This window comes from Providencia sp. (assembly GCF_003533305.1).
In the GTDB taxonomy this organism is placed as follows: domain Bacteria; phylum Pseudomonadota; class Gammaproteobacteria; order Enterobacterales; family Enterobacteriaceae; genus Providencia.
In genome coordinates this window covers 253,272-275,613 of the sequence record NZ_DOEH01000010.1, presented here as the reverse complement: position 1 = coordinate 275,613, position 22,342 = coordinate 253,272, and the positions used below count along the sequence as shown (strand labels likewise).

Annotated in this window: 20 protein-coding genes and 4 tRNA genes; 18 read left to right on the top strand and 6 right to left on the bottom strand. The window is 40.8% G+C overall.

The window, feature by feature from the left end; all coding sequences use genetic code 11:
• Positions 1-8 precede the first annotated feature (8 nt).
• The 12 genes from rfbA to DD649_RS05285 all read left to right on the top strand — a co-directional run bounded on the left by rfbA (position 9) and on the right by DD649_RS05285 (position 9,400).
• Positions 9-890, top strand: a complete 882-nt coding sequence (gene rfbA / locus DD649_RS05340; RefSeq protein ID WP_336429404.1) for a glucose-1-phosphate thymidylyltransferase RfbA — start codon at positions 9-11, stop codon at positions 888-890.
• Positions 868-1,608, top strand: a complete 741-nt coding sequence (gene rffC / locus DD649_RS05335) for a dTDP-4-amino-4,6-dideoxy-D-galactose acyltransferase (protein ID WP_294104372.1) — start codon at positions 868-870, stop codon at positions 1,606-1,608. Before rfbA ends, rffC begins: the two co-directional genes overlap by 23 nt.
• Positions 1,595-2,725, top strand: a complete 1,131-nt coding sequence (gene rffA, locus DD649_RS05330; RefSeq protein WP_294104370.1) for a dTDP-4-amino-4,6-dideoxygalactose transaminase — start codon at positions 1,595-1,597, stop codon at positions 2,723-2,725. The genes rffC and rffA overlap by 14 nt, the downstream gene beginning before the upstream one ends.
• On the top strand, positions 2,725-3,975 hold the full coding sequence (gene wzxE / locus DD649_RS05325; RefSeq protein ID WP_336429402.1) for a lipid III flippase WzxE: 1,251 nt from the start codon (positions 2,725-2,727) through the stop codon (positions 3,973-3,975). Before rffA ends, wzxE begins: the two co-directional genes overlap by 1 nt.
• Positions 3,972-5,048, top strand: a complete 1,077-nt coding sequence (locus DD649_RS05320; protein ID WP_336429400.1) for a TDP-N-acetylfucosamine:lipid II N-acetylfucosaminyltransferase — start codon at positions 3,972-3,974, stop codon at positions 5,046-5,048. Before wzxE ends, DD649_RS05320 begins: the two co-directional genes overlap by 4 nt.
• 2 nt (positions 5,049-5,050) lie before the next feature.
• On the top strand, positions 5,051-6,406 hold the full coding sequence (gene wzyE / locus DD649_RS05315) for an ECA oligosaccharide polymerase (RefSeq protein ID WP_294104365.1): 1,356 nt from the start codon (positions 5,051-5,053) through the stop codon (positions 6,404-6,406).
• 24 nt (positions 6,407-6,430) lie between these two features.
• On the top strand, positions 6,431-7,168 hold the full coding sequence (gene wecG / locus DD649_RS05310) for a lipopolysaccharide N-acetylmannosaminouronosyltransferase (protein WP_294104435.1): 738 nt from the start codon (positions 6,431-6,433) through the stop codon (positions 7,166-7,168).
• Positions 7,169-7,395: 227 nt separating this feature from the next.
• Entirely contained in the window at positions 7,396-8,772 is a 1,377-nt protein-coding gene (locus DD649_RS05305) for an amino acid permease (protein WP_294104363.1), read from the top strand.
• Between the two features lie 168 nt (positions 8,773-8,940).
• A tRNA-Arg gene (locus DD649_RS05300) sits at positions 8,941-9,017 on the top strand.
• A gap of 79 nt (positions 9,018-9,096) precedes the next feature.
• Positions 9,097-9,172 (top strand) — tRNA-His (locus DD649_RS05295).
• 16 nt (positions 9,173-9,188) lie between these two features.
• Positions 9,189-9,274: transfer RNA gene (locus DD649_RS05290), tRNA-Leu, on the top strand.
• Positions 9,275-9,323: 49 nt separating this feature from the next.
• Positions 9,324-9,400: transfer RNA gene (locus tag DD649_RS05285), tRNA-Pro, on the top strand.
• Between the two features lie 842 nt (positions 9,401-10,242).
• Here the strand turns inward: DD649_RS05285 and DD649_RS05280 are convergent.
• From DD649_RS05280 to hemC, 5 genes are all read right to left on the bottom strand, one after another.
• Positions 10,243-10,470 carry a hypothetical protein gene (locus DD649_RS05280; RefSeq protein WP_294104360.1) on the bottom strand — a complete coding sequence of 76 codons (228 nt, stop codon included), beginning with the start codon at positions 10,468-10,470 and terminating at the stop codon, positions 10,243-10,245.
• A 393-nt stretch (positions 10,471-10,863) separates the two neighbouring features.
• Positions 10,864-12,054 carry a protoheme IX biogenesis protein HemY gene (gene hemY / locus DD649_RS05275; protein WP_336429396.1) on the bottom strand — a complete coding sequence of 397 codons (1,191 nt, stop codon included), beginning with the start codon at positions 12,052-12,054 and terminating at the stop codon, positions 10,864-10,866.
• Positions 12,055-12,056: 2 nt separating this feature from the next.
• Positions 12,057-13,331 (bottom strand): uroporphyrinogen-III C-methyltransferase, encoded by a 1,275-nt coding sequence (gene hemX, locus DD649_RS05270; protein ID WP_294104356.1) that lies wholly within the window; start codon positions 13,329-13,331, stop codon positions 12,057-12,059.
• A 3-nt stretch (positions 13,332-13,334) separates the two neighbouring features.
• The gene (locus DD649_RS05265; RefSeq protein ID WP_294104354.1) at positions 13,335-14,090 is read right to left on the bottom strand and encodes a uroporphyrinogen-III synthase; all 756 of its coding nucleotides are present in this window, start codon (positions 14,088-14,090) and stop codon (positions 13,335-13,337) included.
• Positions 14,087-15,031 (bottom strand): hydroxymethylbilane synthase, encoded by a 945-nt coding sequence (gene hemC / locus DD649_RS05260; RefSeq protein ID WP_336429393.1) that lies wholly within the window; start codon positions 15,029-15,031, stop codon positions 14,087-14,089. The genes DD649_RS05265 and hemC overlap by 4 nt, the downstream gene beginning before the upstream one ends.
• A 558-nt stretch (positions 15,032-15,589) precedes the next feature.
• On the opposite strand from hemC, the gene DD649_RS05255 reads away from it, so the two are divergent.
• Complete coding sequence (locus DD649_RS05255; RefSeq protein ID WP_294104350.1) at positions 15,590-18,160, top strand: class I adenylate cyclase; 2,571 nt, start codon at positions 15,590-15,592, stop codon at positions 18,158-18,160.
• A 49-nt stretch (positions 18,161-18,209) separates the two neighbouring features.
• Here DD649_RS05255 and cyaY read toward each other — a convergent pair whose 3' ends face one another.
• Positions 18,210-18,527 carry an iron donor protein CyaY gene (cyaY, locus tag DD649_RS05250; protein WP_294104347.1) on the bottom strand — a complete coding sequence of 106 codons (318 nt, stop codon included), beginning with the start codon at positions 18,525-18,527 and terminating at the stop codon, positions 18,210-18,212.
• 390 nt (positions 18,528-18,917) lie between these two features.
• On the opposite strand from cyaY, the gene DD649_RS05245 reads away from it, so the two are divergent.
• The 5 genes from DD649_RS05245 to yigB are packed head-to-tail and all read left to right on the top strand — an operon-like array spanning position 18,918 to position 22,306.
• Positions 18,918-19,103 (top strand): lipoprotein, encoded by a 186-nt coding sequence (locus tag DD649_RS05245; protein ID WP_294104345.1) that lies wholly within the window; start codon positions 18,918-18,920, stop codon positions 19,101-19,103.
• A 21-nt stretch (positions 19,104-19,124) separates the two neighbouring features.
• The gene (gene dapF / locus DD649_RS05240) at positions 19,125-19,949 is read left to right on the top strand and encodes a diaminopimelate epimerase (RefSeq protein ID WP_294104343.1); all 825 of its coding nucleotides are present in this window, start codon (positions 19,125-19,127) and stop codon (positions 19,947-19,949) included.
• A 25-nt stretch (positions 19,950-19,974) separates the two neighbouring features.
• On the top strand, positions 19,975-20,679 hold the full coding sequence (locus DD649_RS05235) for a DUF484 domain-containing protein (RefSeq protein WP_294104341.1): 705 nt from the start codon (positions 19,975-19,977) through the stop codon (positions 20,677-20,679).
• On the top strand, positions 20,661-21,590 hold the full coding sequence (xerC, locus tag DD649_RS05230; RefSeq protein WP_294104339.1) for a tyrosine recombinase XerC: 930 nt from the start codon (positions 20,661-20,663) through the stop codon (positions 21,588-21,590). Before DD649_RS05235 ends, xerC begins: the two co-directional genes overlap by 19 nt.
• Complete coding sequence (gene yigB, locus DD649_RS05225; protein ID WP_294104337.1) at positions 21,590-22,306, top strand: 5-amino-6-(5-phospho-D-ribitylamino)uracil phosphatase YigB; 717 nt, start codon at positions 21,590-21,592, stop codon at positions 22,304-22,306. Before xerC ends, yigB begins: the two co-directional genes overlap by 1 nt.
• Positions 22,307-22,342: the final 36 nt, after the last annotated feature.

Here is a 22,342-nt window from a genome sequence, read left to right as displayed (position 1 = left end):
GAGGATATATGAAAGGCATTATACTTGCTGGTGGTTCGGGCACGCGTTTGCATCCCATCACTCGAGGTATCTCTAAACAACTATTGCCTATCTATGATAAGCCAATGATTTATTACCCGCTTTCTGTATTGATGTTAGCGGGTATTCGTGAAATTTTGATTATTTCTACACCTGAAGATTTACCGATGTTTAAGCGGTTATTAGGTGATGGTCATGAATTTGGTATTGAGCTTAGTTATGCGGAGCAACCTTCTCCTGATGGGCTTGCACAAGCCTTTATTATTGGTGAAGAATTCATCAATGGTGATTCTTGCTGCTTAGTGCTTGGGGATAATATCTTCTTTGGTCACTCATTCAGTCCAAAATTGACCTCTGTTGCTGCTCGCACCAAAGGGGCAACCGTATTTGGTTATCAAGTGATGGACCCTGAACGTTTCGGTGTTGTTGAATTTGATGATGATTTTAAAGCGTTATCCATTGAAGAAAAACCACTAAAGCCGAAATCGAATTGGGCGGTAACAGGGTTATATTTCTATGACTCTCAAGTAGTTGAATTTGCTAAGCAAGTGAAGCCTTCTGAGCGTGGTGAATTAGAAATTACGTCGATCAATCAAATGTATTTGGAACGCGGTGAATTGAGCGTTGAGCTATTAGGTCGTGGTTTTGCGTGGTTAGATACGGGAACACATGACAGTTTGATTGAAGCGGGTACATTTGTACAAACTGTTGAAAAACGTCAAGGTTTCAAAGTTGCATGTTTAGAAGAGATTGCGTGGCGTAATGGCTGGCTCACTGATGAGCAAGTTCACGCATCTGCTGTGCAATTGAAAAAAACCGGTTATGGGCAATATTTAGAGGATCTTCTCCGTGTCCGTCCGCGCCAGTATTGAGCCCCTGCAATGGGAGTCTGATTTTTTTGGGCACTCAACAGCTAAATTAAACTTTACAGATGTTGGGTCTGAAATCATTCTTGCTTATCAAATGGATAAGTACGATATCGTACAAGCTAAAGTCTCAGCATCTGAGAGTACAATGATCGATGATTTAGCTAGTATGGGGTTTTCTTTGGTTGAAGGTGAAATCGATTTTGCATTAACTATTGGCACAGAAAATGCTTACTTAACCGCAGGTGCTTCTGCAACAAATCGTGTAGAAGTGGCACAAATAGATGACATAGTGCCATTACGCAACGCCGCAGAGGCTGTTTTTAGTAATAGCCGTTTTAGAGCCCCTTGGTATCAAGAAGGTGATAGCGGACGGTTTTATGCGTTATGGATAGAAAAAGCGGTTATCGGCACTTTTGATCATACGTGTTTGTTAGTGAAAGATGCGTCAGGTGAGATTTTAGGTTTTGTTAGCCTACGTAATTTAGATGCTGATACAGCACGGATAGGGCTATTAGCGAAAATGCCTAAAGCCAAAGGGCAGGGCATAGGTCGTCAGTTGATGTTAGCGGCATTCAATTGGTGTGTGCAACACCAAAAAAGACAGTTAAATGTTGCCACTCAAATCAGTAATGTTGCAGCATTAAATCTTTATTCACATAGTGGTGCTTCAATTGCAAGCACTGCATATTGGCTATACAGGGGACAACATGATTCCATTTAATAAACCACCCGTTGTAGGTACTGAATTAGAGTATATGAGACAGGCCATGGAAAGCGGCAAGCTGTGTGGTGATGGTGGCTTCACAAAACGTTGTGAAGAGTGGATGGAAAAACACTTTGATTGCCCGAAAGTTCAATTAACGCCATCTTGTACTGCTTCGTTAGAAATGGCGGCAATTTTGATTGATATTAAACCGGGTGATGAAGTTATCATGCCGAGTTTTACCTTTGTATCCACTTCTAATGCTTTCGTATTACGTGGTGCTAAAATTGTCTTTGTTGATATTCGTCCAGACACGATGAATATTGATGAAACTAAAATTGAAGATGCAATTACAGCGCGTACGCGTGCGATAGTGCCTGTTCATTACGCAGGGGTTGCCTGTGAAATGGATGTCATTATGGCAATTGCTAAAAAACATAATTTATTTGTGATTGAAGATGCTGCTCAAGGTGTGATGTCGACTTATAAAGGCAAAGCGCTTGGGACTATCGGTCACATTGGTTGCTATAGCTTCCATGAAACTAAAAACTACTCTTCTGGTGGTGAAGGTGGCGCGACACTAATTAATGATAAAACACTGATTAGCCGAGCAGAAGTCATTCGTGAAAAAGGGACTAATCGTAGCCAATTTTTCCGTGGACAAGTAGACAAATACACTTGGCGTGATATTGGTTCAAGTTATTTAATGTCTGATTTACAAGCCGCTTATTTATGGGCACAGCTAGAAGAAGCGAAAAAAATTAATGATCGCCGCTTACTATTGTGGCAGCGTTATCATGATGCATTATTACCTTTAGTTGATGCAGGACATCTCGTTTTAGCGACTGTTCCTGAAGGTCTACAGCACAATGCTCATATGTTCTACATTAAATTGAAGGATGTAGAAGAGCGCACCGCGTTTAATGACTACATGAAATCTCATGGTATTTTGACGGTATTCCATTATGTTGCGTTACATACAAGCCCAGCAGGTATTGAGTTCGGGCGCTTCCATGGAGAAGACCGTTATACAACAGTTGAAAGCGATCGTTTAGTACGTTTACCGATGTTCTACAATATGACGGATGCTGAACAGCAAACTGTCATTGAGCGCATTAACGCGTTTTTTGCTTAATGTCGTTAGCGAGAGCATCGATTTGGACTGCCGGGTCTACCCTGATTAAAATCGGGGCAGGCCTATTAATCGTTAAATTATTAGCAGTCTCTTTTGGTCCTAGTGGTGTTGGGTTAGCGGGGAATTTTCGCCAATTAATCACTGTGTTAGGGGTGTTATCCGGTGCAGGGATTTTTAATGGTGTCACAAAATATGTGGCGGAGCACCATCAAGACCCCGTAAAATTACGCGCCGTTCTTGGTACCTCTTCAACATTAATATTAGGATCATCAACACTACTTGCGGCTATTTTTTTGCTCTTTAGTGGCCCCATTAGCGCTGCTTTGTTTGATAACGCAGACTATGAATCAGTGATTAAAGCCGTTGCTTTTGTCCAAATGGGGATTGCGTATTCGAATTATTTTTTAGCCATCCTTAAAGGCTACCGTGATGCCTCGGGTAATGCTCAAGCTATCATATTAGGTAGCTTACTCGGTGTGGTTGCTTATTATTTATGCTATATATTGGGTGGCTATGAAGGTGCATTAGCCGGGTTGGCTCTTGTTCCTGCATTAGTTGTATTACCCGCTGGTTTGATGATCGTTAGACGTAAGCAATTTGCATTTTCTATGCTTAAACCTGCGTGGGATAAGGCGATTGCAACAAGTTTGGGTAAGTTTACGGTGATGGCAATTTTGACGTCAGTGACGTTGCCTGTTGCTTATATCATGATGCGTAACTTATTAGCTGAACGATATAGCTGGGATGATGTTGGATTGTGGGCAGGGGTGAGCACGATATCAGATGCTTACTTGCAGTTTATTACCGCCTCTTTTTCCGTTTATTTATTACCCACGCTTTCTCGGTTGCAGCTAAAAAGCGAAATATCAGCTGAAATAATTAAAGCACTTAAATTTGTGTTACCCGCAGTAGCAGTGGCGAGCTTTATGGTTTGGCTATTGCGTGATTTTGCGATTTGGTTACTATTTTCCGAACAATTTACAGGTATGAGAGACCTGTTTGCGTGGCAACTGGTCGGTGATGTGTTGAAAGTGGGGTCGTATGTCTTTGGTTATCTAGTGATTGCTAAAGCCGCATTACGTTTTTATATCCTCACTGAAGTGAGCCAATTTGTTTTGTTAATGAGCTTTGCTCATTGGTTCATTCCTGAACACGGTGCAGTAGGTGCTACACAGGCTTATATGGCCACTTATATCGTATACTTTATTGTTTGTTGTTGCGTATTTTTGATCTACCGTAGGCGAGCATGACAACCTTAATACATGTACTGGGATCTTTACTTCCTCACCATAATCAGACGGTATTGACGTTTTTTAATAACGTTATCAGCCAAGAAATGGCGCCGTCGCAAAAACCGCATTTTATGGTCGTAAGCCATGATGCGCAGCTTTCTGACGCTTATCCTGAGTTGAAAATCGAAATTTTTGACAGTAAAAAAGCAATTGCAGATAGTGTTATCCGTCGAGCTAAAGCGGAGCGACATACGCGATTTTTCTTTCATGGGCAGTTTAATGCGCCTATATGGCTGGCTTTGCTGTTTGGTCAAATAAAACCGCATCAGTTTTGGTGGCATATTTGGGGTGCTGATTTGTATGAAGAGTCAGCATCGCTCAAGTTTAAATTATTTTATATTTTACGCCGTTTGGCGCAAAAGCGAGTGGGGCATGTGTGTGCTACTCGGGGTGATCTTTGCTATTTTCACCAATCTAATCCAAGGGTGCCAGCGTCAGTTTTATATTTTCCGACTCGTATGGACCCTGCGTTAACTATCATTGAACGTGAGCCTCGTAAAGGCGATCAACTCACCATCTTACTCGGTAATTCAGGTGACCGCTCAAATCGTCATGTAGAGGCTTTGGGGGCGATTAAACAAGAGTTTGGTGACAATGTTAAGATAGTTGTACCAATGGGATATCCGGCAAACAATCAAACCTACATCCAACAAGTTGAGCAAGCGGCAAACAATCACTTTGCGAAAGGGCAAGTTGAAATTCTGAAAGAGCGAATGGAGTTTGCGGAATATCTTAATTTGCTTAAATCTTGCGATCTTGGCTATTTCATTTTTAATCGTCAGCAAGGGGTGGGAACGATTTGTTTACTTATTCAATTTTGCATTCCTTTTGTGATAAGTCGTCAAAATACATTCTGGCAGGATTTAACTGCGCAAAATGTGCCCGTCTTTTTTTATGGGGATAAACTGACACTTCCACTGGTTGATGAAGCTCAACGTCAAATGTCGATACTTGATAGACATAATATCGATTTTTTTGCCCCTAATTTTACTGATGGTTGGAAAGAAATTCTAACTATTGCAAAGGAGTGAGCATGACTCTTTCGGAGTTAGGTGGCTTGGCGCTGGTCTATTTAATATCGATTATTTTTATCGGCACATTACTCTATAAAGAGTTTTTACGTGTGCGTTTTAATTTCAATATCTTTTTTTCTATGTTGTATTTATTGACGTTTTATTTTGGATTTCCGCTCACTTGTGCATTAGTGTTTCAGTTTGACGTCGCTGTGGTATCGGCGGATTACTTATTATATGCACAACTTGCGGCGACCAGTTTTTATGCTATTTACTATGTTGCATATAAAACGCGGTTATCAAAAAATGTCGATAAACAAAGACGTCCGTTGTTTAGCATGAATAAAGTGGAAACCAATCTGACCTGTCTATTGCTGATTGCTATTGCCGTGGTGACGGTAGGCATTTTCTTTTTGGAAAATGGGTTTTTACTTTTCAAATTAAAATCATACAGCCAAATTTTCTCTAGTCAGGTGACTGGCGTTGCATTAAAACGCTTTTTTTACTTCTTCATCCCTGCGATGTTGATCGTCTACTTCTTGCGCCCAACCCAGCAACGGTGGATTTTCTTTTTGATTAGCACCGTCGCATTTGGTTTTTTAACTTATGTGATTGTGGGTGGTACGCGCGCTAATATCATTATTGCTTTCGCGCTCTTTTTGTTTATTGGTATCGTTAGAGGTTGGATTACTCTGTGGATGCTAGGAGCAGCAGGTGTTGCGAGTATTGTGGGTATGTTCTGGCTTGCATTAAAACGTTATGGTTTGGATGTGAGTGGTTCAGAGGCCTATTACACATTTTTATATTTAACCCGCGATACATTTTCACCGTGGGAAAATTTAGCCTTACTACTTAGCCATTATGATGAAATGGATTTTCAAGGTCTTGCGCCAATTGTACGTGACTTCTATGTATTTATTCCCTCTTGGGTTTGGCCAGAACGACCGGATACTGTGCTTAACTCCGCTAACTATTTTACGTGGGAAGTGCTAAATAACCATTCTGGGTTAGCGATATCGCCAACGTTAATCGGTTCACTGGTGGTTATGGGTGGCGTTATATTTATTCCTTTAGGTGCAATCGTGGTTGGGCTGATTATTAAGTGGTTTGATTGGATTTATGGCATGAGCTTAAAAGAATCGAATCGCTATAAAGCGGCAATTATGCAAGCATTCTGTTTTGGTGCCATTTTTAATATCATTGTATTAGCGCGCGAAGGCGTCGATTCATTTGTCTCGCGGGTGGTCTTTTTCTGCTTAATTTTCGGACTGTGTCTGATTTTAGCAAAATTATTGTACTGGTTATTTGAGAGTGCGGGTCTTATTCGGGCTAAAACGACTTCTTACTTAAGAAGCCAACAGCGTGAAAGCCGCTAAAGGAGTATTATGGAACAGTCACCAATTTCGCAACCATCAGTACCGCAGTATAGTATTCGAGGCCACAACATTTGGGGCTTCAAAAATATGGCTCATTTTTTAGATTATTTATTTGATGGCGGCGAAACGAAAACCGGAACATTGGTTGCTATCAATGCTGAGAAAGTGATGATTGCTGAAAAAGATGTGGCATTAAATACTTTACTTGGACAAGCTGAATACCTCTATGCTGATGGTATTAGTATTGTGCGCGCCATTCGCCGTAAATATCCACAAGCTGAGGTCTCTCGTGTTGCAGGTGCTGATTTGTGGGAAGGTTTGATGGAAAGGGCGGGCAAAGAAGGTACTCCAGTATTTTTGATTGGTGGTAAACCTGAAATCCTAGAGCAAACAGAAGCGAAGCTCCGCTCTGCATGGAATGTGAATATTGTTGGCTCACAAAATGGATATTTTACACCTGAAGATAGAAGTGCTTTATTTGAACGTATTCGTGCCAGTGGCGCTAAAATTGTCACTGTTGCAATGGGGTCACCTAAGCAAGAGCTTTTTATGCGTGATTGCCGTGAAGTGCATCCTGATGCGCTGTATATGGGTGTTGGCGGGACTTATGACGTATTCACGGGTCATGTGAAACGTGCCCCGAAAGTGTGGCAAAACTTAGGGCTAGAGTGGCTATATCGCTTATTGGCTCAACCAACTCGCGTGAAAAGACAATTTAAGTTACTTAAATTCTTAGGTTACTATTACGGTGGTAAGCTCTAAAGTTAGATTGATTTACAGAGACTGGTGTAACTGCTGGTCTCTTTCCTCAAATATTTCTATAATCCCTCAAAAATAAGCGCAAACTTTAGATATTCAACTATATCTTGAAGTTTTTTTGCTTTTTTCTATTGCTTGAATGGCTATTTCTCTTATTTTACAGCGATTATTACTCACTTAGTTTCAATTAAAGCTGTAACTTATTATCACAATTCATGACAGGGGTATTTATGGAAAATCCACAACAGGGACTTCAGCGAGGGCTTGAGGCTCGTCATATTGAGCTGATTGCATTAGGTGGAACGATAGGTGTTGGTCTATTTATGGGGTCAGCCAGCACGTTAAAATGGGCTGGCCCCTCAGTTCTATTGGCTTATATTATTGCGGGTATTTTTGTTTTCTTCATTATGCGCTCAATGGGGGAAATGCTGTTTCTTGAGCCGGTAACCGGATCTTTTGCTTCTTTTGGTTATAAATATCTAAGCCCATTTTGGGGATGTTTAACTGCTTGGGGCTACTGGTTTATGTGGGTGGCGGTGGGTATTTCAGAAATTACGGCAATCGGCGCCTATGCGGAGTATTGGTTCCCTGGGGTTCCTCAATGGATATTTGCATCCATTGCTGTAGCACTTGTCGCGCTAGCTAACCTTGCCGCAGTTAGGTTGTATGGTGAGTTAGAGTTTTGGTTTGCGATGATTAAAGTGACCACAATTGTCGTGATGATTTTGATAGGCATTGGCTTGATATTTTTTGGAATTGGTAACAATTTTGAACCTATTGGTTTAGGCAATTTGACGCAACACGGTGGATTTTTTGCTGGGGGCTGGAAAGGCTTTTTGTTTGCGCTGTGTATTGTTGTTGCTTCTTATCAAGGGGTTGAGCTAGTGGGTATTACTGCTGGAGAAGCTAAAAATCCACAGGTCACATTAAGAAAAGCGATTAACAATATATTATGGCGCATCTTAATTTTTTATGTGGGTGCTATTTTTATAGTGGTGACGCTGTTCCCATGGACAGATGTAGGACATCAAGGCAGTCCGTTTGTTATGACTTTCGCTAAAGTTGGTATTATTTCCGCAGCAGCGGTAATCAACTTTGTGGTACTGACTGCGGCGTTATCTGGCTGTAACAGTGGAATGTATAGCGGTGGACGCATGTTATATACCTTGGCGCAAAATAAGCAGTTGCCTCGCTCGTTATTAAAGCTTACGCGCAATGGCGTGCCTGCTCGCTGTGTTGGTTTTACTATTTTATGTTTAATTGCTGGGTCGAGCTTGAACTATCTTGTGCCTAATCCTGAAAAAGTATTTGTGTATGTTTATAGCGCGAGCGTATTACCAGGAATGGTGCCTTGGTTGGTGCTACTGACGAGTCAGATACGTTTTCGTCAACAAAATAAAGAAAAATTAGTTGGTCATCCTTTCAAATCTATTTTATTTCCTTGGGTCAACTATGCGACTTTGATTTTTTTAGGCTGCGTATTGGTAGGAATGGCAATTAACCCGGATACGCGGTTATCGCTAATTGTTGGGATAATATTTTTATTGGCTGTTTCGGCATTTTATTTTCTAGTAAAAGCTATCAATCGCCAAAAGCAAAAAGCGTAATAATATCGTTAAGGGTATTCTTGGTTTGAAAAAAAGGGGATAAAGAGGGCAAAAATGCTCTCTTTATCGACGAAACGAATAAAAGGCAAGCAATCGATATTTTTATTTAAAAAAGGACTAGACATAGAGTGATTAAATCCGTAGTATCCTGTTCCGCAACGGCGTTAAGCGCCCGTAGCTCAGCTGGATAGAGCGCTGCCCTCCGGAGGCAGAGGTCTCAGGTTCAAATCCTGTCGGGCGCACCATCTTTTGGTGACATGCTACGGTGGCAAAATAAAGTTGTATGTAGTAATATAACAACACTTTGAAAAAAGTATAGTTATGGTGGCTATAGCTCAGTTGGTAGAGCCCTGGATTGTGATTCCAGTTGTCGTGGGTTCGAGCCCCATTAGCCACCCCATTTTTTTTGTGCCTTTGCGAGGGTGGCGGAATTGGTAGACGCGCTAGCTTCAGGTGTTAGTGTCCTATGGACGTGGGGGTTCAAGTCCCCCCTTTCGCACCACGAAAAAAGTATGTGAACAAGAAGTAAATGTAAGAAATAAGTAGTATTTCGGCGAGTAGCGCAGCTTGGTAGCGCAACTGGTTTGGGACCAGTGGGTCGGAGGTTCGAATCCTCTCTCGCCGACCAATTTAAAGAACCCCGCTTAATTAAGCGGGGTTTTTGCATTTATAGCTTGTCATTATTAATAGCATCCCACATTTACTTATTCAGTATTAGTACTCCACCATCTCTCTTTGTCAGTATTTTTTTCAGATTTTCTTCCGAAAATTTATTTTCTACTTATCTATTTTATCTATTTTATCGATTTTAAAAATTTTTTATTATTTGCCATAATTCATTTTAAATTAAGATTTAGAGCGTAATCACACTTTGCTTTTAGTGAGTATAACGATTTGTTTTTTATAGTAAAATTAAGTTGTCGTAAATTAGATACAAACGCCTATTTCCATGTCTCCAAAAAGAGACATATTACATCATGATTTATATGAGAAAATTTATAATGTGGTTATCATGTCTCTGATCAGAGACAATAAATTGGTGGTAATTACTGATGGCCATTAGAAAAATGTGCTGACTGTTAAATGCAGAAAATGTGACGGCGTTAAAATTTAGCTAACACCTTGGAATATGGGGTGAACAAGAGAATGGTCGAGAAATATAAAAAGTTGGCACGCATTGTGCATTATTTATTATGTAGATGCTCATCCCACTTATTATGATAGCGATGCTTCATAAACCCAGGGATGACGCAAGCCATTATCGGTGCCTATTGTCCACTTTAGATGACCAAGAGCTAATCCTCTTACCATCAACTAACGGGCGAAACGTTGAGTGAGGCACCATCAGTCTGTAGACCTGATTATATTTATACACCTGCTTTTGCAGGTGTTTTTTTTTGCTTAAAATTCGAGATCTCTTCCAGTGGCAATCGATAAAGATTAGCCATGGAAAAGAACTATCATTGGAGACTAAATTTTTCTTTTACTAAACCATTTGCTAAACCAACGGGTGATATAGGTATAGCAAAGAATAAAGAATGTAATGAGAAAGATGTCTTTATTTAGATCTTCAGTATTAAAACCAATTATGGTGATAAAAATAAATGGGGATAGAATCAATAGAAGAAGATCAAAAAAGATCTGTAAACGATTTGGGGTAGCAATAGTCCAGCGCCAGATAGTTTTAATTACATTCATGTTGATATCCTGAGTTCATTTAAAGCAAAATTGCATACAATTATTTATACACTATGTGAATGGTTTATAACATAGCCAAGTCGATTTTGTTTTTAACTATACAAAAAATCTTATTTTTCATCTAATTATGTATAAAAACAAATGAAGATTTATCGTTTTATGATGATTTAAAAAGGTGCTCGATAAGAAAGAAGTAAATATTGTTCACTTATATTTAAAATATTTAATATATCTTTTTTAAATAGAATGATTTTCTATTCGTTATAAAGCTAAATATTCAGTCTGAATGTAAATAGAATGGAAAATAAGGTAAATAAAAAGCGCTACCTATTCGATAGCGCTTTGGGTCGAGATTACATTATTGTCATATTTAAGCTACTAAACTAAATATGATCAACGCTCTTGTTTTAAAGAGTGCATTAAGGCTTCTTGACGAATTTTTGCGGCTTCATGGGGCTTATGAAGTTTATCAAATGCATCTGCTAACCAAGCTGCGTCTTGCGCATCAAAGCGTTGTGCGAGAGCGGCTTTAAAGTAGGTTTCAGCTTTTTCCCATCGCGCATTTTGTAGTGAAAGTACCCCTAATATACTGTTAAGTAATGGAGTTGCGCCCGTTTGTTTAAGTAAATTGAGTAATATTTTCTCAATAACTTCAGGCTGTTCACTGTTGAGTTTAGGGATGAGTAAGAGTAAACGCTCGTCATATTGTTGTTTTAATCCATCAACAATAATTTTTTCTGCGCTGACGGTGTCACCACATTCAATTAAATGTTCTGCTAAGAAAGCTTGTAAAGCGGATTCATTGCGAACTTTACGTGCCTGAGCTTTCCACCAGGATTTTAATCCATCACTGCCACCTTCTGCCATGCACTGATTCATTAAGCCTTTGTATGCTTGTAATTTTAGCGCATCGAGTTCATCTTCATTATGTAATTGTACTTTAGCCATAATGGGTAATAGTTCTATCAAAGCTTGATAAGCACCGGAACGTAAGTAAGCCTGTTCCGCAAGACGCAGAATTTCAGGATGTCTTGGCGCTTGATCGATAAGTTTATCAATACCATTACGCGCAGCGTGAACTTCACCTTCTGCTAATTGGATACGTACACGGCTTATATCAACAGGGAGTTGATCATTTCCCGCAGCTTCCGCAGCTCTGTCTAAATATTGGTGAGTACGATGCTCATCACCTCTTTGCTGGGCAGCTTCTGCTGCAAGTAGATAATTGATGACAGGCTGCTGAGAGAAATCAGCATGTTTACTCATCAATTTTTCAACTTGCTCAAAGTCACCTTCAGCTAATTTCAGTAAGGCTTTTTGAGTTTGTGTGTGGGCTTTATGATACTTACGTCCACTTACCCAACCTTTAGTTCGCGAGGTGGTGCTGATAAAACGGCGATAGCACCAACCGAGAAATAACAAAATGAATTGCAGTAAAATAAAGCACAGTACCAAGCTGGTGACACTAGTCGTGATATCGTAATCATCGGTACGGATAAATACGTAGCCTTGGTGGCCCGCAAGTAGCGGTCCCAATATCACGCCAGCAATAAGAACAATAAAGAGGATTAATACCTTAATCATAGTTACCCCTTATTCTCAGTCGGCTTTGGTGCTTCGAAAGCGGGTATTTCAGCTTCCTGTTGCGGCTCCGTAGCTTGAGATTGTGCATCTTGAGGGATGGCTGCATCGGTAGCCTCTTTTGCGGCATCAGCAGGCTGTGTTGTTTCTATCGCTCTGTCGTTTATCGCACTGTCATTTGGTTGAGAAAGTAGGTTACGCACTCGAGTTTGCATGACTTTTTCGAGTTTCGCTTGGCTTTCAAGTGCATCAGGCATTTCAGTTGCAATCGGTTGATTGATTAAGTCATCTATTTCAGTCAAAAATGCTTTTGTTGCCGGTGCATCCACATCAAAATAGGCTCTTACCCATGTAGAGGCTTGTTCAAGTGACTGTTTGTAAGTCGCTTCTTGATAACGAGGCACTGCTTGGGCGGCAATAAGAAGCTGAGAGCGAATGTTCTCGCGTAAATAGATATCTTGGTTTGGAGCAAGTAATGGGGCTTCTGAACCATCGCGGGCGCGCACTGTAATAAAGTCACTGGTGAAACTTTTCCAGCTACGAGATAAGTTTTGTTTCCAGTCAGATATATCTTCACTGACTTCGCCGTTGTTATCATCTTGTTTTGCATCACCACTATTGAGGTCTGCTAAACGCAAATTATCCACTTCATTACTCAATTGATTCAGGCGTAAAATAATACCATCGTAGTCAACTTGGTTAATTGCCGCTAGGCGAGCAATGTCATTATTGATGGATTTACGAATATCAATCAGACTAGGGTCATTCATTTCCGCTAGGCTAGTATCTGCGCTTTTTAAAAGTACAGCCGCGGTGACAGGGTCGTGGTCATTCCACAATTTTCTGCCAGCCATTTTTACCATAAAATCAGCTTGAGCAACTAACCAATTTTTTACGTCTGCACTAGAAAGGGCGGTAACATGGGCTTGCAATTCTTGCATGCGGCGGTTTAATTGTTCTTCGTATTCACGAGATTGATTTTTTATCTCTACGTTAGCTGCAATAAGGGCATCTAGACGTTGCCTATCGGTATTTTGTTGTTCTGCTAGATCACTTAATTGTTGTTTAAGTTCATTATTTTCATTGACTAGTAGCGCGTTACTTTGTTGAGTGAAGTAGTAAAGCCCCCCACCAATAGCAATAATAATAGCAATAGCAATGACGCTACCGACCAGACCAGAACGTTTTTGTTCCGAAGTTGGTTTTGTTTGGCGGCTTTTGGGCTGCTCCGTTACTGTTTGTTCATTAACCGTCTCGGTAGTTTTATTGTGTTCCGTCATAAATTAACATCCCATATCGGTTGAATATAGTGCTTTTAATAAAGCATTATTATCTGCGCTATTAGCTACACAGACCTTCTGCCAGCCGCTTTGGCGAGCTTGATCTGCAATCCGTTCACTGACGACAATTAGGCGGCGAGTAAACCACCATGGCTTGATGTCTTCAGCGATTAATTCATTTAATAAAGCTAACATTTGACCACTGGTAATGACAATGTCAGTAATATTGGTCTCTAACCATTTCTGGTTAAACGCTGTTCTATTATAAGGAACAGGGTGTCTTGCGTAACATTCACAGTATTCGACCTGTGCTCCTCTCGATTTTAATGTCGATGCAAGGAGTTCTCTGCCGCCATTACCACGCAATAAAAGTGTGCTCTTACCCTCTAAAAACTGGAGCTCAGGGAGTGTCAGTAGTATTTCACTGGTTTCCCCGTGCTCGGCCCATTGAACAGGAAGGCCTGTTATTTGTTGGAAATACTGTCCTGTTGAGCGGCCGATACCATAGTAGGATAACTTATCTGACCAGCTTCGTCCTGCTTGTTCAAGGGTTAAATTTGCATACCAGACTGCATTTTTGGACAAAAGAAATACTAAATCATTATTATTTAAATGGTCGAGATAGCCGGTGAGCTTATCTAGTTCTGCGCCCGCACCAATACTGATAAGGGCGGAGGCATATGCCTGGCTGCCAGTTGAGTTTATTGCCGCTATCAGCTCTGAGCCTGTTGGTTCAGGGCGAGTGACAAGGACTCTCATGCGGGCGGGTTTCCTTTATAGACTTCTGCAAGAATTTCTCTCGCGCCACGAGCAAGAAGATCTTCCGCGAGCGCAATACCTGCTTGATTTGCTTGTTCTGGCGTCGAAACACATTCGCCTCGAATAATAATACTGCCATCGGGAGCACCTACAAGGGCTCGAAGCCAAATTTTATCATCTTGCCAAATGGCATAGCTACCGATAGGAACTTGGCATCCGCCTTCTAATCGCATATTCATTGCGCGCTCTGCGAGGACACATATTGACGTTGTATCATCATTAAGCTTAGCCAAAAGTGCTCGGGTATTTGTATCATTTAAGCGACATTCGATACCGACAGCACCTTGTCCTACAGCGGGTAATGATTGCTCTGGTTCCATCGCAGCACGTACCCGATCGCCAAGGCCTAAGCGCTTGAGGCCTGCTACAGCTAAAATAATTGCATCGTACTCACCATTATCTAGTTTAGATAAGCGAGTGCCTACATTTCCGCGTAGATCGCGAATAATGAGGTCTGGGCGTTGCTCTCTTAATTGGCATTGGCGACGTAAACTTGATGTACCCACAATACTACCGATAGGTAAGGCATCAATATTGGCGTAATGATTGGAGACAAATGCATCACGAGGGTCTTCACGTTCACAAATGGTGACTAACCCTAAGCCTTCAGGAAACTCAACAGGTACATCCTTCATAGAATGAACGGCAATATCAGCGCGTCCTTCTAATAAAGCGAGCTCTAATTCTTTAACGAATAACCCTTTACCACCAACTTTGGCTAATGGGGTATCAAGAATAATGTCACCTTTTGTCACCATTGGAACCAGTTCAACCTGTAAATCAGGATAAAGTTGTTCTAATTTTTGTTTCACAAAATGCGCCTGCCACAGGGCTAGAGGGCTTTTACGTGTCGCAATACGCACGATATTTATTGATGTCATTTTACTGTTTTCTCAGACGAATATTGCCGCAGATTAACCATACATTTGGCATTAGTTTTAACATGTTAGCGATACTTTTTCCAGTTGGGTGCAAAATAGCAATTAATATTGAGAGGCATGGTTTTACTCCTGAGGATAATAAAAAGTATTTAATTATTATTTTTTTTAGCTAATTGTGCTTTTTTTTCGTGAAGAAAGCCCTATTTTGCATTAATTTATGTTGAAGCGTTCAAGCATAGGCGCCATGCGTATTGTTCATATGTTTTTTTGTATTGTTGTTTTATTCAACAATAGAGTTCAATGATATTATTCCATTGAAAAACAAGGGATATTTTGGGGTGTTAAAAAATAAAAAGTCTTTTTATACAATATGTTGAAAAGCATTTTGTATCAAAAATAAACGAATAAAATTATGTGATCTACTTTACCCTTTTGATGCAAGGTGTTAAATTGATCACGTTTCCGACAATCCATTTGAAAATTACTTTAAATTTATCTCTATCTGTTGGGTGCTGGGAAATCCCAGATTTGTTATCTCATTCAGCCAGGCGCAATCATTTGTATCTCTATATTGAAACCTTAAAGCAAAGACTCGATGCAATAAACCAACTGAGGTTGGAGCGTGCAACGTCGTCTATGAATGAAGCCTTCTCGAAGGTATATAGCCTGCTGCCGATTTTATTTCATTATCATCACCCAATGATGCCTGGTTTTATTGAAGGTAATGTTCCCCACGGGGTATGTTTTTTTTCACCTGATGTAGAACAAAACAAATGGTTAGAACAGTTTGAAAGATTCCTCCCGCTAGAAGCACCTGCTAATGGTGAGTTGCCGATTACTGGTATCTATTCTATGGGCAGTACATCTTCTATTGGCCAGAGCCAGTGTTCGGATATTGACGTTTGGGTTTGCCATCCATCATGGTTAGATAACGAAGAAAAACGTTTTCTGCAAAAGAAATGTGTGCTGATAGAACAATGGGCAGCTTCTTTAGGCATCGATGTTACCGTCTTTTTAATCGATGAAAATCGATTTCGCCATAATGCTAGTGGGCATATTGGTGGTGAAAATTGCGGTTCAACACAGCATATTCTCTTGTTAGATGAATTTTACCGTACTGCCGTGCGTATGGCTGGTAAAAGACTATTATGGACCATGGTGCCTGTTGAAGAAGAGCCACATTACGATGAATACGTGATGGGGCTTTACGCTCAAGGTGTATTAACACCAAATGAGTGGTTAGATTTAGGTGGTTTGGGTGAGTTGTCTGCGGCCGAATATTTTGGTGCAAGTTTGTGGCAACTGTATAAAAGCGTTGATTCACCCTATAAAGCCGTTTTGAAAAGTATCTTACTTGAGTCTTATTCGTGGGATTATCCGCACGGTAAATTATTAGCGATGGAATTTAAACGTCATCTCCATGCTGGCGAAATTGTCTGTTACGGATTAGATTCTTACTGTTTAATGCTTGAACGTGTGACTCGTTACCTCACTGAAATCAATGATCTTACCCGCCTTGACTTGATACGCCGCTGTTTTTACCTGAAAGTCTGTGAAAAACTCTCTGAAGATGATGACAACCAATGTTCTGGTTGGCGCCGTGATGTACTTTCTCAACTCGTGGGTTCATGGGGCTGGGGAGCAGAACGTTTGGCGGTACTCGATGAGCGAAATCAATGGAAAATTGAGCGAGTTCGCGAAGCCCACAATGAATTACTTGATACGATGATGCAGAGTTACCGAAATTTAATTCGCTTTGCTCGTCGTAATAATTTAAGTGTTAGTGCGAGCCCTCAAGATATTGGCGTATTAACTCGTAAGTTATATGCTGCCTTTGAAGCTTTGCCGGGTAAAGTCACTTTGGTGAATCCACAAATTTCGCCTGATCTGAGTGAAAGTCATCTGACATTTATTTATGTGCCAGCAGGCCGTGCGAATCGCAGTGGTTGGTACCTTTATAATCAAGCGCCAAATATTGACACTATTATTGGTCATCAACCGCTTGAATATAACCGCTATTTGAATAAATTAGTGGCATGGGCATATTTTAATGGCTTACTAACCGAAACAACTCATGTTTATATGCATAATGGGCAATCTCAGTGTGATGAGCTTAAATTGCTTGAGCTTATGCATGATGTTTCTAGCCACTTTCCTATCAGGCTGCCAGCTCCGACGCCTAAAGCATTGTATAGCCCATGTGAAATTCGCCATTTAGCGATTATTGTTAACTTAGAAAAAGATCCCACTCAAGTATATTCAGAACAAGTGGTTCATGTTGACTTTAGAAAGTTAGATATTTTTAGTTTTGGTGAATCTCAACAGTGCCTTATTGGTAGTATCGACTTACTTTATCGCAACTCGTGGAATGAGGTAAGAACACTGCATTTTAGTGGCGAGCAGTGTATGTTAGAGGCATTAAAAACTATTCTAGGTAAGATGCACCAAGATGCGTCGCCTCCTGAAGCGGTTGAGGTTTTTTGTTATAGTGAACACTTACGCGGATTGATCCGTACACGGGTTCAACAGCTTATCTCAGAGTGTGTTGAGCTACGTTTATCGAGTAATAGTCATGATCCCGGCCGTTTTAAAGCTTTACGTATTGCAGGTCAAACGTGGGGATTATTTTTTGAGCGCCTCAATGTATCCGTTCAGAAACTAGAAAATGCGGTTGAGTTTTATGGCGCGATTTCCCATAACAAGCTGCATGGTTGGCCTGTGAAGCTTAAAGCCAAAAGTGAAAATCATTTACCTGCGGTAGTCGATGGTTATGCGAGCGAAGGAATTGTGCAGTTTTTCTTTGAAAATACCGCAGATAACAGTGGTTTTAATATCTATGTATTAGATGAAGCCAATCGCGTTGAGATCTATTCACATTGTGAAGGGTCTAAAGAAGATTTAGTTCGTGATGTCAGTAAGTTCTATTCCTCATCCCATGACCGCTTTACTTACGGTGCAAACTTTATTAATTTTAACTTGCCTCAGTTTTACCAAATTGTGCAGCAGGATGGTAAAAATCAAGTTGTTGCTTTTACTGGGGTAACTTGGCCATTTTCGGCTGAAGATGATGTGTTAAACCGTGAGCCTTATGTAGACCAACCCAGACATCCTCAAGCTAATTATTATTAATTTAAAAAAGAGAGACAGCGATGAAGGCTAATAACCGCTGTCTTGTTTGCTAGAACGAAAACGGTTCTTTACTTTGAAATGCAATCGCATCGGCTAGCATCTCGGTAAATTTCTTGCCTGAACGGTCACAAAGCCATTCCCCATCTTGATAACTATAATGATAACCGCCTTGTTTCGTCGCAAGCCAAATTTGATGAAAAGCTTCTTGTTTGTTGATGATGATTTTAGTGCCATCTTCAAAACTCAAGGTCATCACTCCACCATTAAGCTCGCAGTCAATATCAGCGTCGCCATCATAATTATCTAAGTGTTCTTCTATAGTGCTCAGCAGTTGTTCTGCTCGTTGATGAAATTCACTGTCATTCACGGTTAAATTCCTATTTGCTCGCCAATTTTGGTTAAAACTCTAGTATTAGAAATTATAGAGTCGAATACGCCATGGGGTTAATTTAGAGTAATTAATCACTATTGTCAGATTAAATTTAGCCTAATGAAGCGAAAAATACTTCTAACTTGAATGAGTTAACGTATAAAATGGATCATACTTTAAGCAATATGTATATTGATAGGAATAAATGACTTAAATGGCGTCTTTACTCTGATTTCTAGGGCCGCTTATTGATGACTTTTATGCAATTTAGTGTGTGATGCGTATATAATTTGGATATGTTTGATAAACGGGCGTGATTTGAACCGTCACACCTGCTAATGTGTAAAAATATGAGTTATTAAAAGTCAGTATGACAGGCGAAATATAATGAAAAAAAGTTTATTTGGGCTCGGTGCGTTTATTATTTTGTTCACGCTTTCTGGTTGTGGCCTAAAAGGGCCTCTTTATTTTCCTCCGGAAGAACAAGCTGCTCCTGCGCAGACCCCAGACGTACAACCTAAAGCCAAAAGCAGCTCAATTGATGAGCCTGCTCAAGCTGCAACTAAACCATAAGTTACGATTATGGAACGCGAAATGCAGTTTTCTAAAATGCATGGTCTAGGTAATGACTTCATGGTGGTGGATGGCGTTACTCAAAACGTATACTTTTCTCCTGAGCTTATCTGCCGTCTTGCAAATAGACATACCGGGATCGGATTCGATCAACTCCTGTTGGTGGAAGCCCCTTATGATCCAGACTTAGATTTTCATTATCGTATTTTTAATTCCGATGGGAGTGAAGTCTCTCAATGTGGAAATGGGGCTCGCTGTTTTGCGCGTTTTGTTCGCCTAAAGGGACTGACTAATAAGCAAAAAATTAAAGTCAGTACTCAATCAGGCCGAATGACGTTAACGGTTAATGAAAATGATGATGTCTGTGTGAATATGGGAGAGCCTGATTTTGAACCACAGAAAGTCCCATTTCGCGCGGTAAAAGCGGAAAAAACCTATATTATTAGAGCCCAAGAACGTACAGTGTTGTGCGGTGTGGTCTCGATGGGTAACCCTCACTGCGTCATACAAGTTGAAAGTATTCACACTGCTGAAGTTGATATTTTAGGTCCTGCATTAGAAAGTCATGAACGGTTTCCTGAGCGTGCTAATATTGGTTTTATGGAAATTGTTAGCGCTGAACATATTCGCTTGCGTGTTTATGAACGTGGCGCTGCTGAAACTCAAGCCTGTGGTAGTGGTGCCTGTGCAGCTGTTGCTGTCGGAATAACCCAAGGTCTGTTATCAAGCCGTGTTCGCGTCGATTTACCCGGTGGCTCCTTGAATATTAGTTGGGATGGCCCAGGAACTCCGTTATATATGACGGGGCCTGCAACACATGTTTATGATGGAGTGATCCAAATTTAATCTTGGTGAAATAAAGAGGGTAATAATGGATAAGACTGAGATAGTACCTGAGAGTGTTCATCAACTAGATGAGCATGATGTGGTGCAATATTTAAAGGAAAATCCGTATTTTTTTATCCGTAATGCTCAAATTGTTGAGCACATCAAGGTTCCACATGTAGTACAAGATGCGATTTCGCTTCCTGAGCTGGTCATGAGTCGTCAGCGTTTGAAAATCAAAGCACTTGAACAAGATATCCGCTTTATGGTTGAGCAGGCTCATGAGAACGTACAACTCTTTGATGAACTGTTGTTTTTAGTAATTGAGCTATCATCCGCTAATAGCCTGCAAGGGATGTTATTATCTTTAAATCGCTGGGCAAAAAAATTAGGCCTTTCAGGTGCATCTGTTCGGTTGTTTAGTGACTGCTGGCGTTTATCTGCTCCTTTAGATGCACATCAATTAGTGATTGCTCGTCGCGCCTTTGAGCCCGTCCGAATTCAACGATTTGGCGATCGGATGAATTATCTTGGTGGCTTAAATGGGTCTGAACTTCGATTACTTCTCCCTGATGGTCTCAACATTGGCTCAGTCGCCATTTCTTTATTTGGTCATCATGGCGAATCTGGCATGGTGATCTTTACGAGCCGTGATCGTGAACATTATCAGCATGGTATGGGAACCGTCATGCTGGAAAAAGTTGCCCAAATTCTACCGAGGTTATTATGCCGATGGATAGAACGCCTCTAGCTCCTCAGCCAGAAGGGCTGACTCTTCATGTTGACGCATTCCTTCGTTATTTACGAGTTGAGCGTAGACTCAGTCCCGTGACGATAACTAATTATCGTCGCCAGCTCAGTGTCGTTGAGCAGATCCTGACAGAATTAAAAATTACCCAGTGGCAGCAATTGGATACGGCGATTGGGCGTAATATCGTGGTAAAAAGCCGCCGAATGGGATTGCAAGCGGCGAGTATGGCTTTACGCTTATCTGCATTGAGAAGTTTTTGTGATTGGATGGTGCAGCAAGGTGAATTGCCCGCGAATCCAATTAAAAGTATTCAAGCACCGAAAGGTAAAAAACGACTGCCTAAAAACTTAGATGTTGATGAGGTTTCTCAACTACTTAATATAGACAGTGGCGATCCGCTAGTTGTGCGTGATAGAACGATGTTGGAAGTGATGTATGGCGCAGGTTTACGTTTATCTGAACTTGTTGGCCTTGATGTTCGTCACCTTGACCTTGATTTAGGTGAGATATGGGTGATGGGAAAAGGCAGTAAAGAGCGAAAAATTCCAGTTGGAAAAACAGCTGTTAGTTGGCTTAAGCGTTGGCTAGAAATGCGTGAGCTGTATGAACCTGAAGATGGGGCTGTTTTTATTTCAACACAAAGTGGTAAACGAATTTCAAATCGAAATGTACAAAAACGTTTTGAGCAGTGGGGGATCAAGCAAGGCATCAACAGCCATATTAACCCACATAAATTACGCCACTCTTTTGCGACACATATCCTTGAATCAAGTGGTAATTTGCGTGGGGTGCAAGAGCTTTTAGGCCATGCAAACCTTTCAACAACGCAAATCTATACGCATCTTGATTTTCAGCACCTAGCAAGCGTTTATGATGTGGCTCATCCAAGAGCAAAAAGGGAGAAATCTTAATGCATTTTTACCGACCACTGTCGCCAATTAAGGCGATTACGTTTGATTTGGATGACACGCTTTACGACAACCATCCTGTTATCGATAAAACGGAAGAGGAAGTATTACGTTTTGTTCGTGAATACGACGCTCGGTTTAATCATTTTGATAACAGCGACTTGTATACATTTCGTCATATTGTTGCAGAGCAAGATCCTGAAGTGTGTCACGATATCACTCGCTGGCGTTGGTTATCAGCCAAAATGATGTTTTGCCATTATGGTTATAACAAAGATGAGGCGCTAAAAGGTGCCGATGACATCATGGCGCATTTCACTTACTGGCGTAACCAAATCACGATCCCTGAATCTACCCATGAAACCTTGGCATTATTGGCAAAAAAAGTGCCGTTAGTGGCAATAACTAACGGTAATGCACAGCCAGAAGCGTGCGGACTTGGCGATTACTTCCAATTCGTACTAAAAGCGGGTCCTGATGGCCGTTCAAAACCTTTTTGTGATATGTATCGACTTGCAGCTCAACGCCTCGATATCGAACCGCAGGCTATTTTGCATGTAGGTGATAACTTGATAACGGATGTTGAAGGCGCGATTAAAAGTGGGATGCAGGCTTGTTGGATTAATACCGGTAATAAAACACTGATGAAAGAGAAAGATGTTCGTTTATTACCCCATATTGAAATTTCGCAGTTGGCTTCTCTCTTGTCACTGGTATAATCAATTCTCTGTATAAAAACACAGTGGTAATTGCCA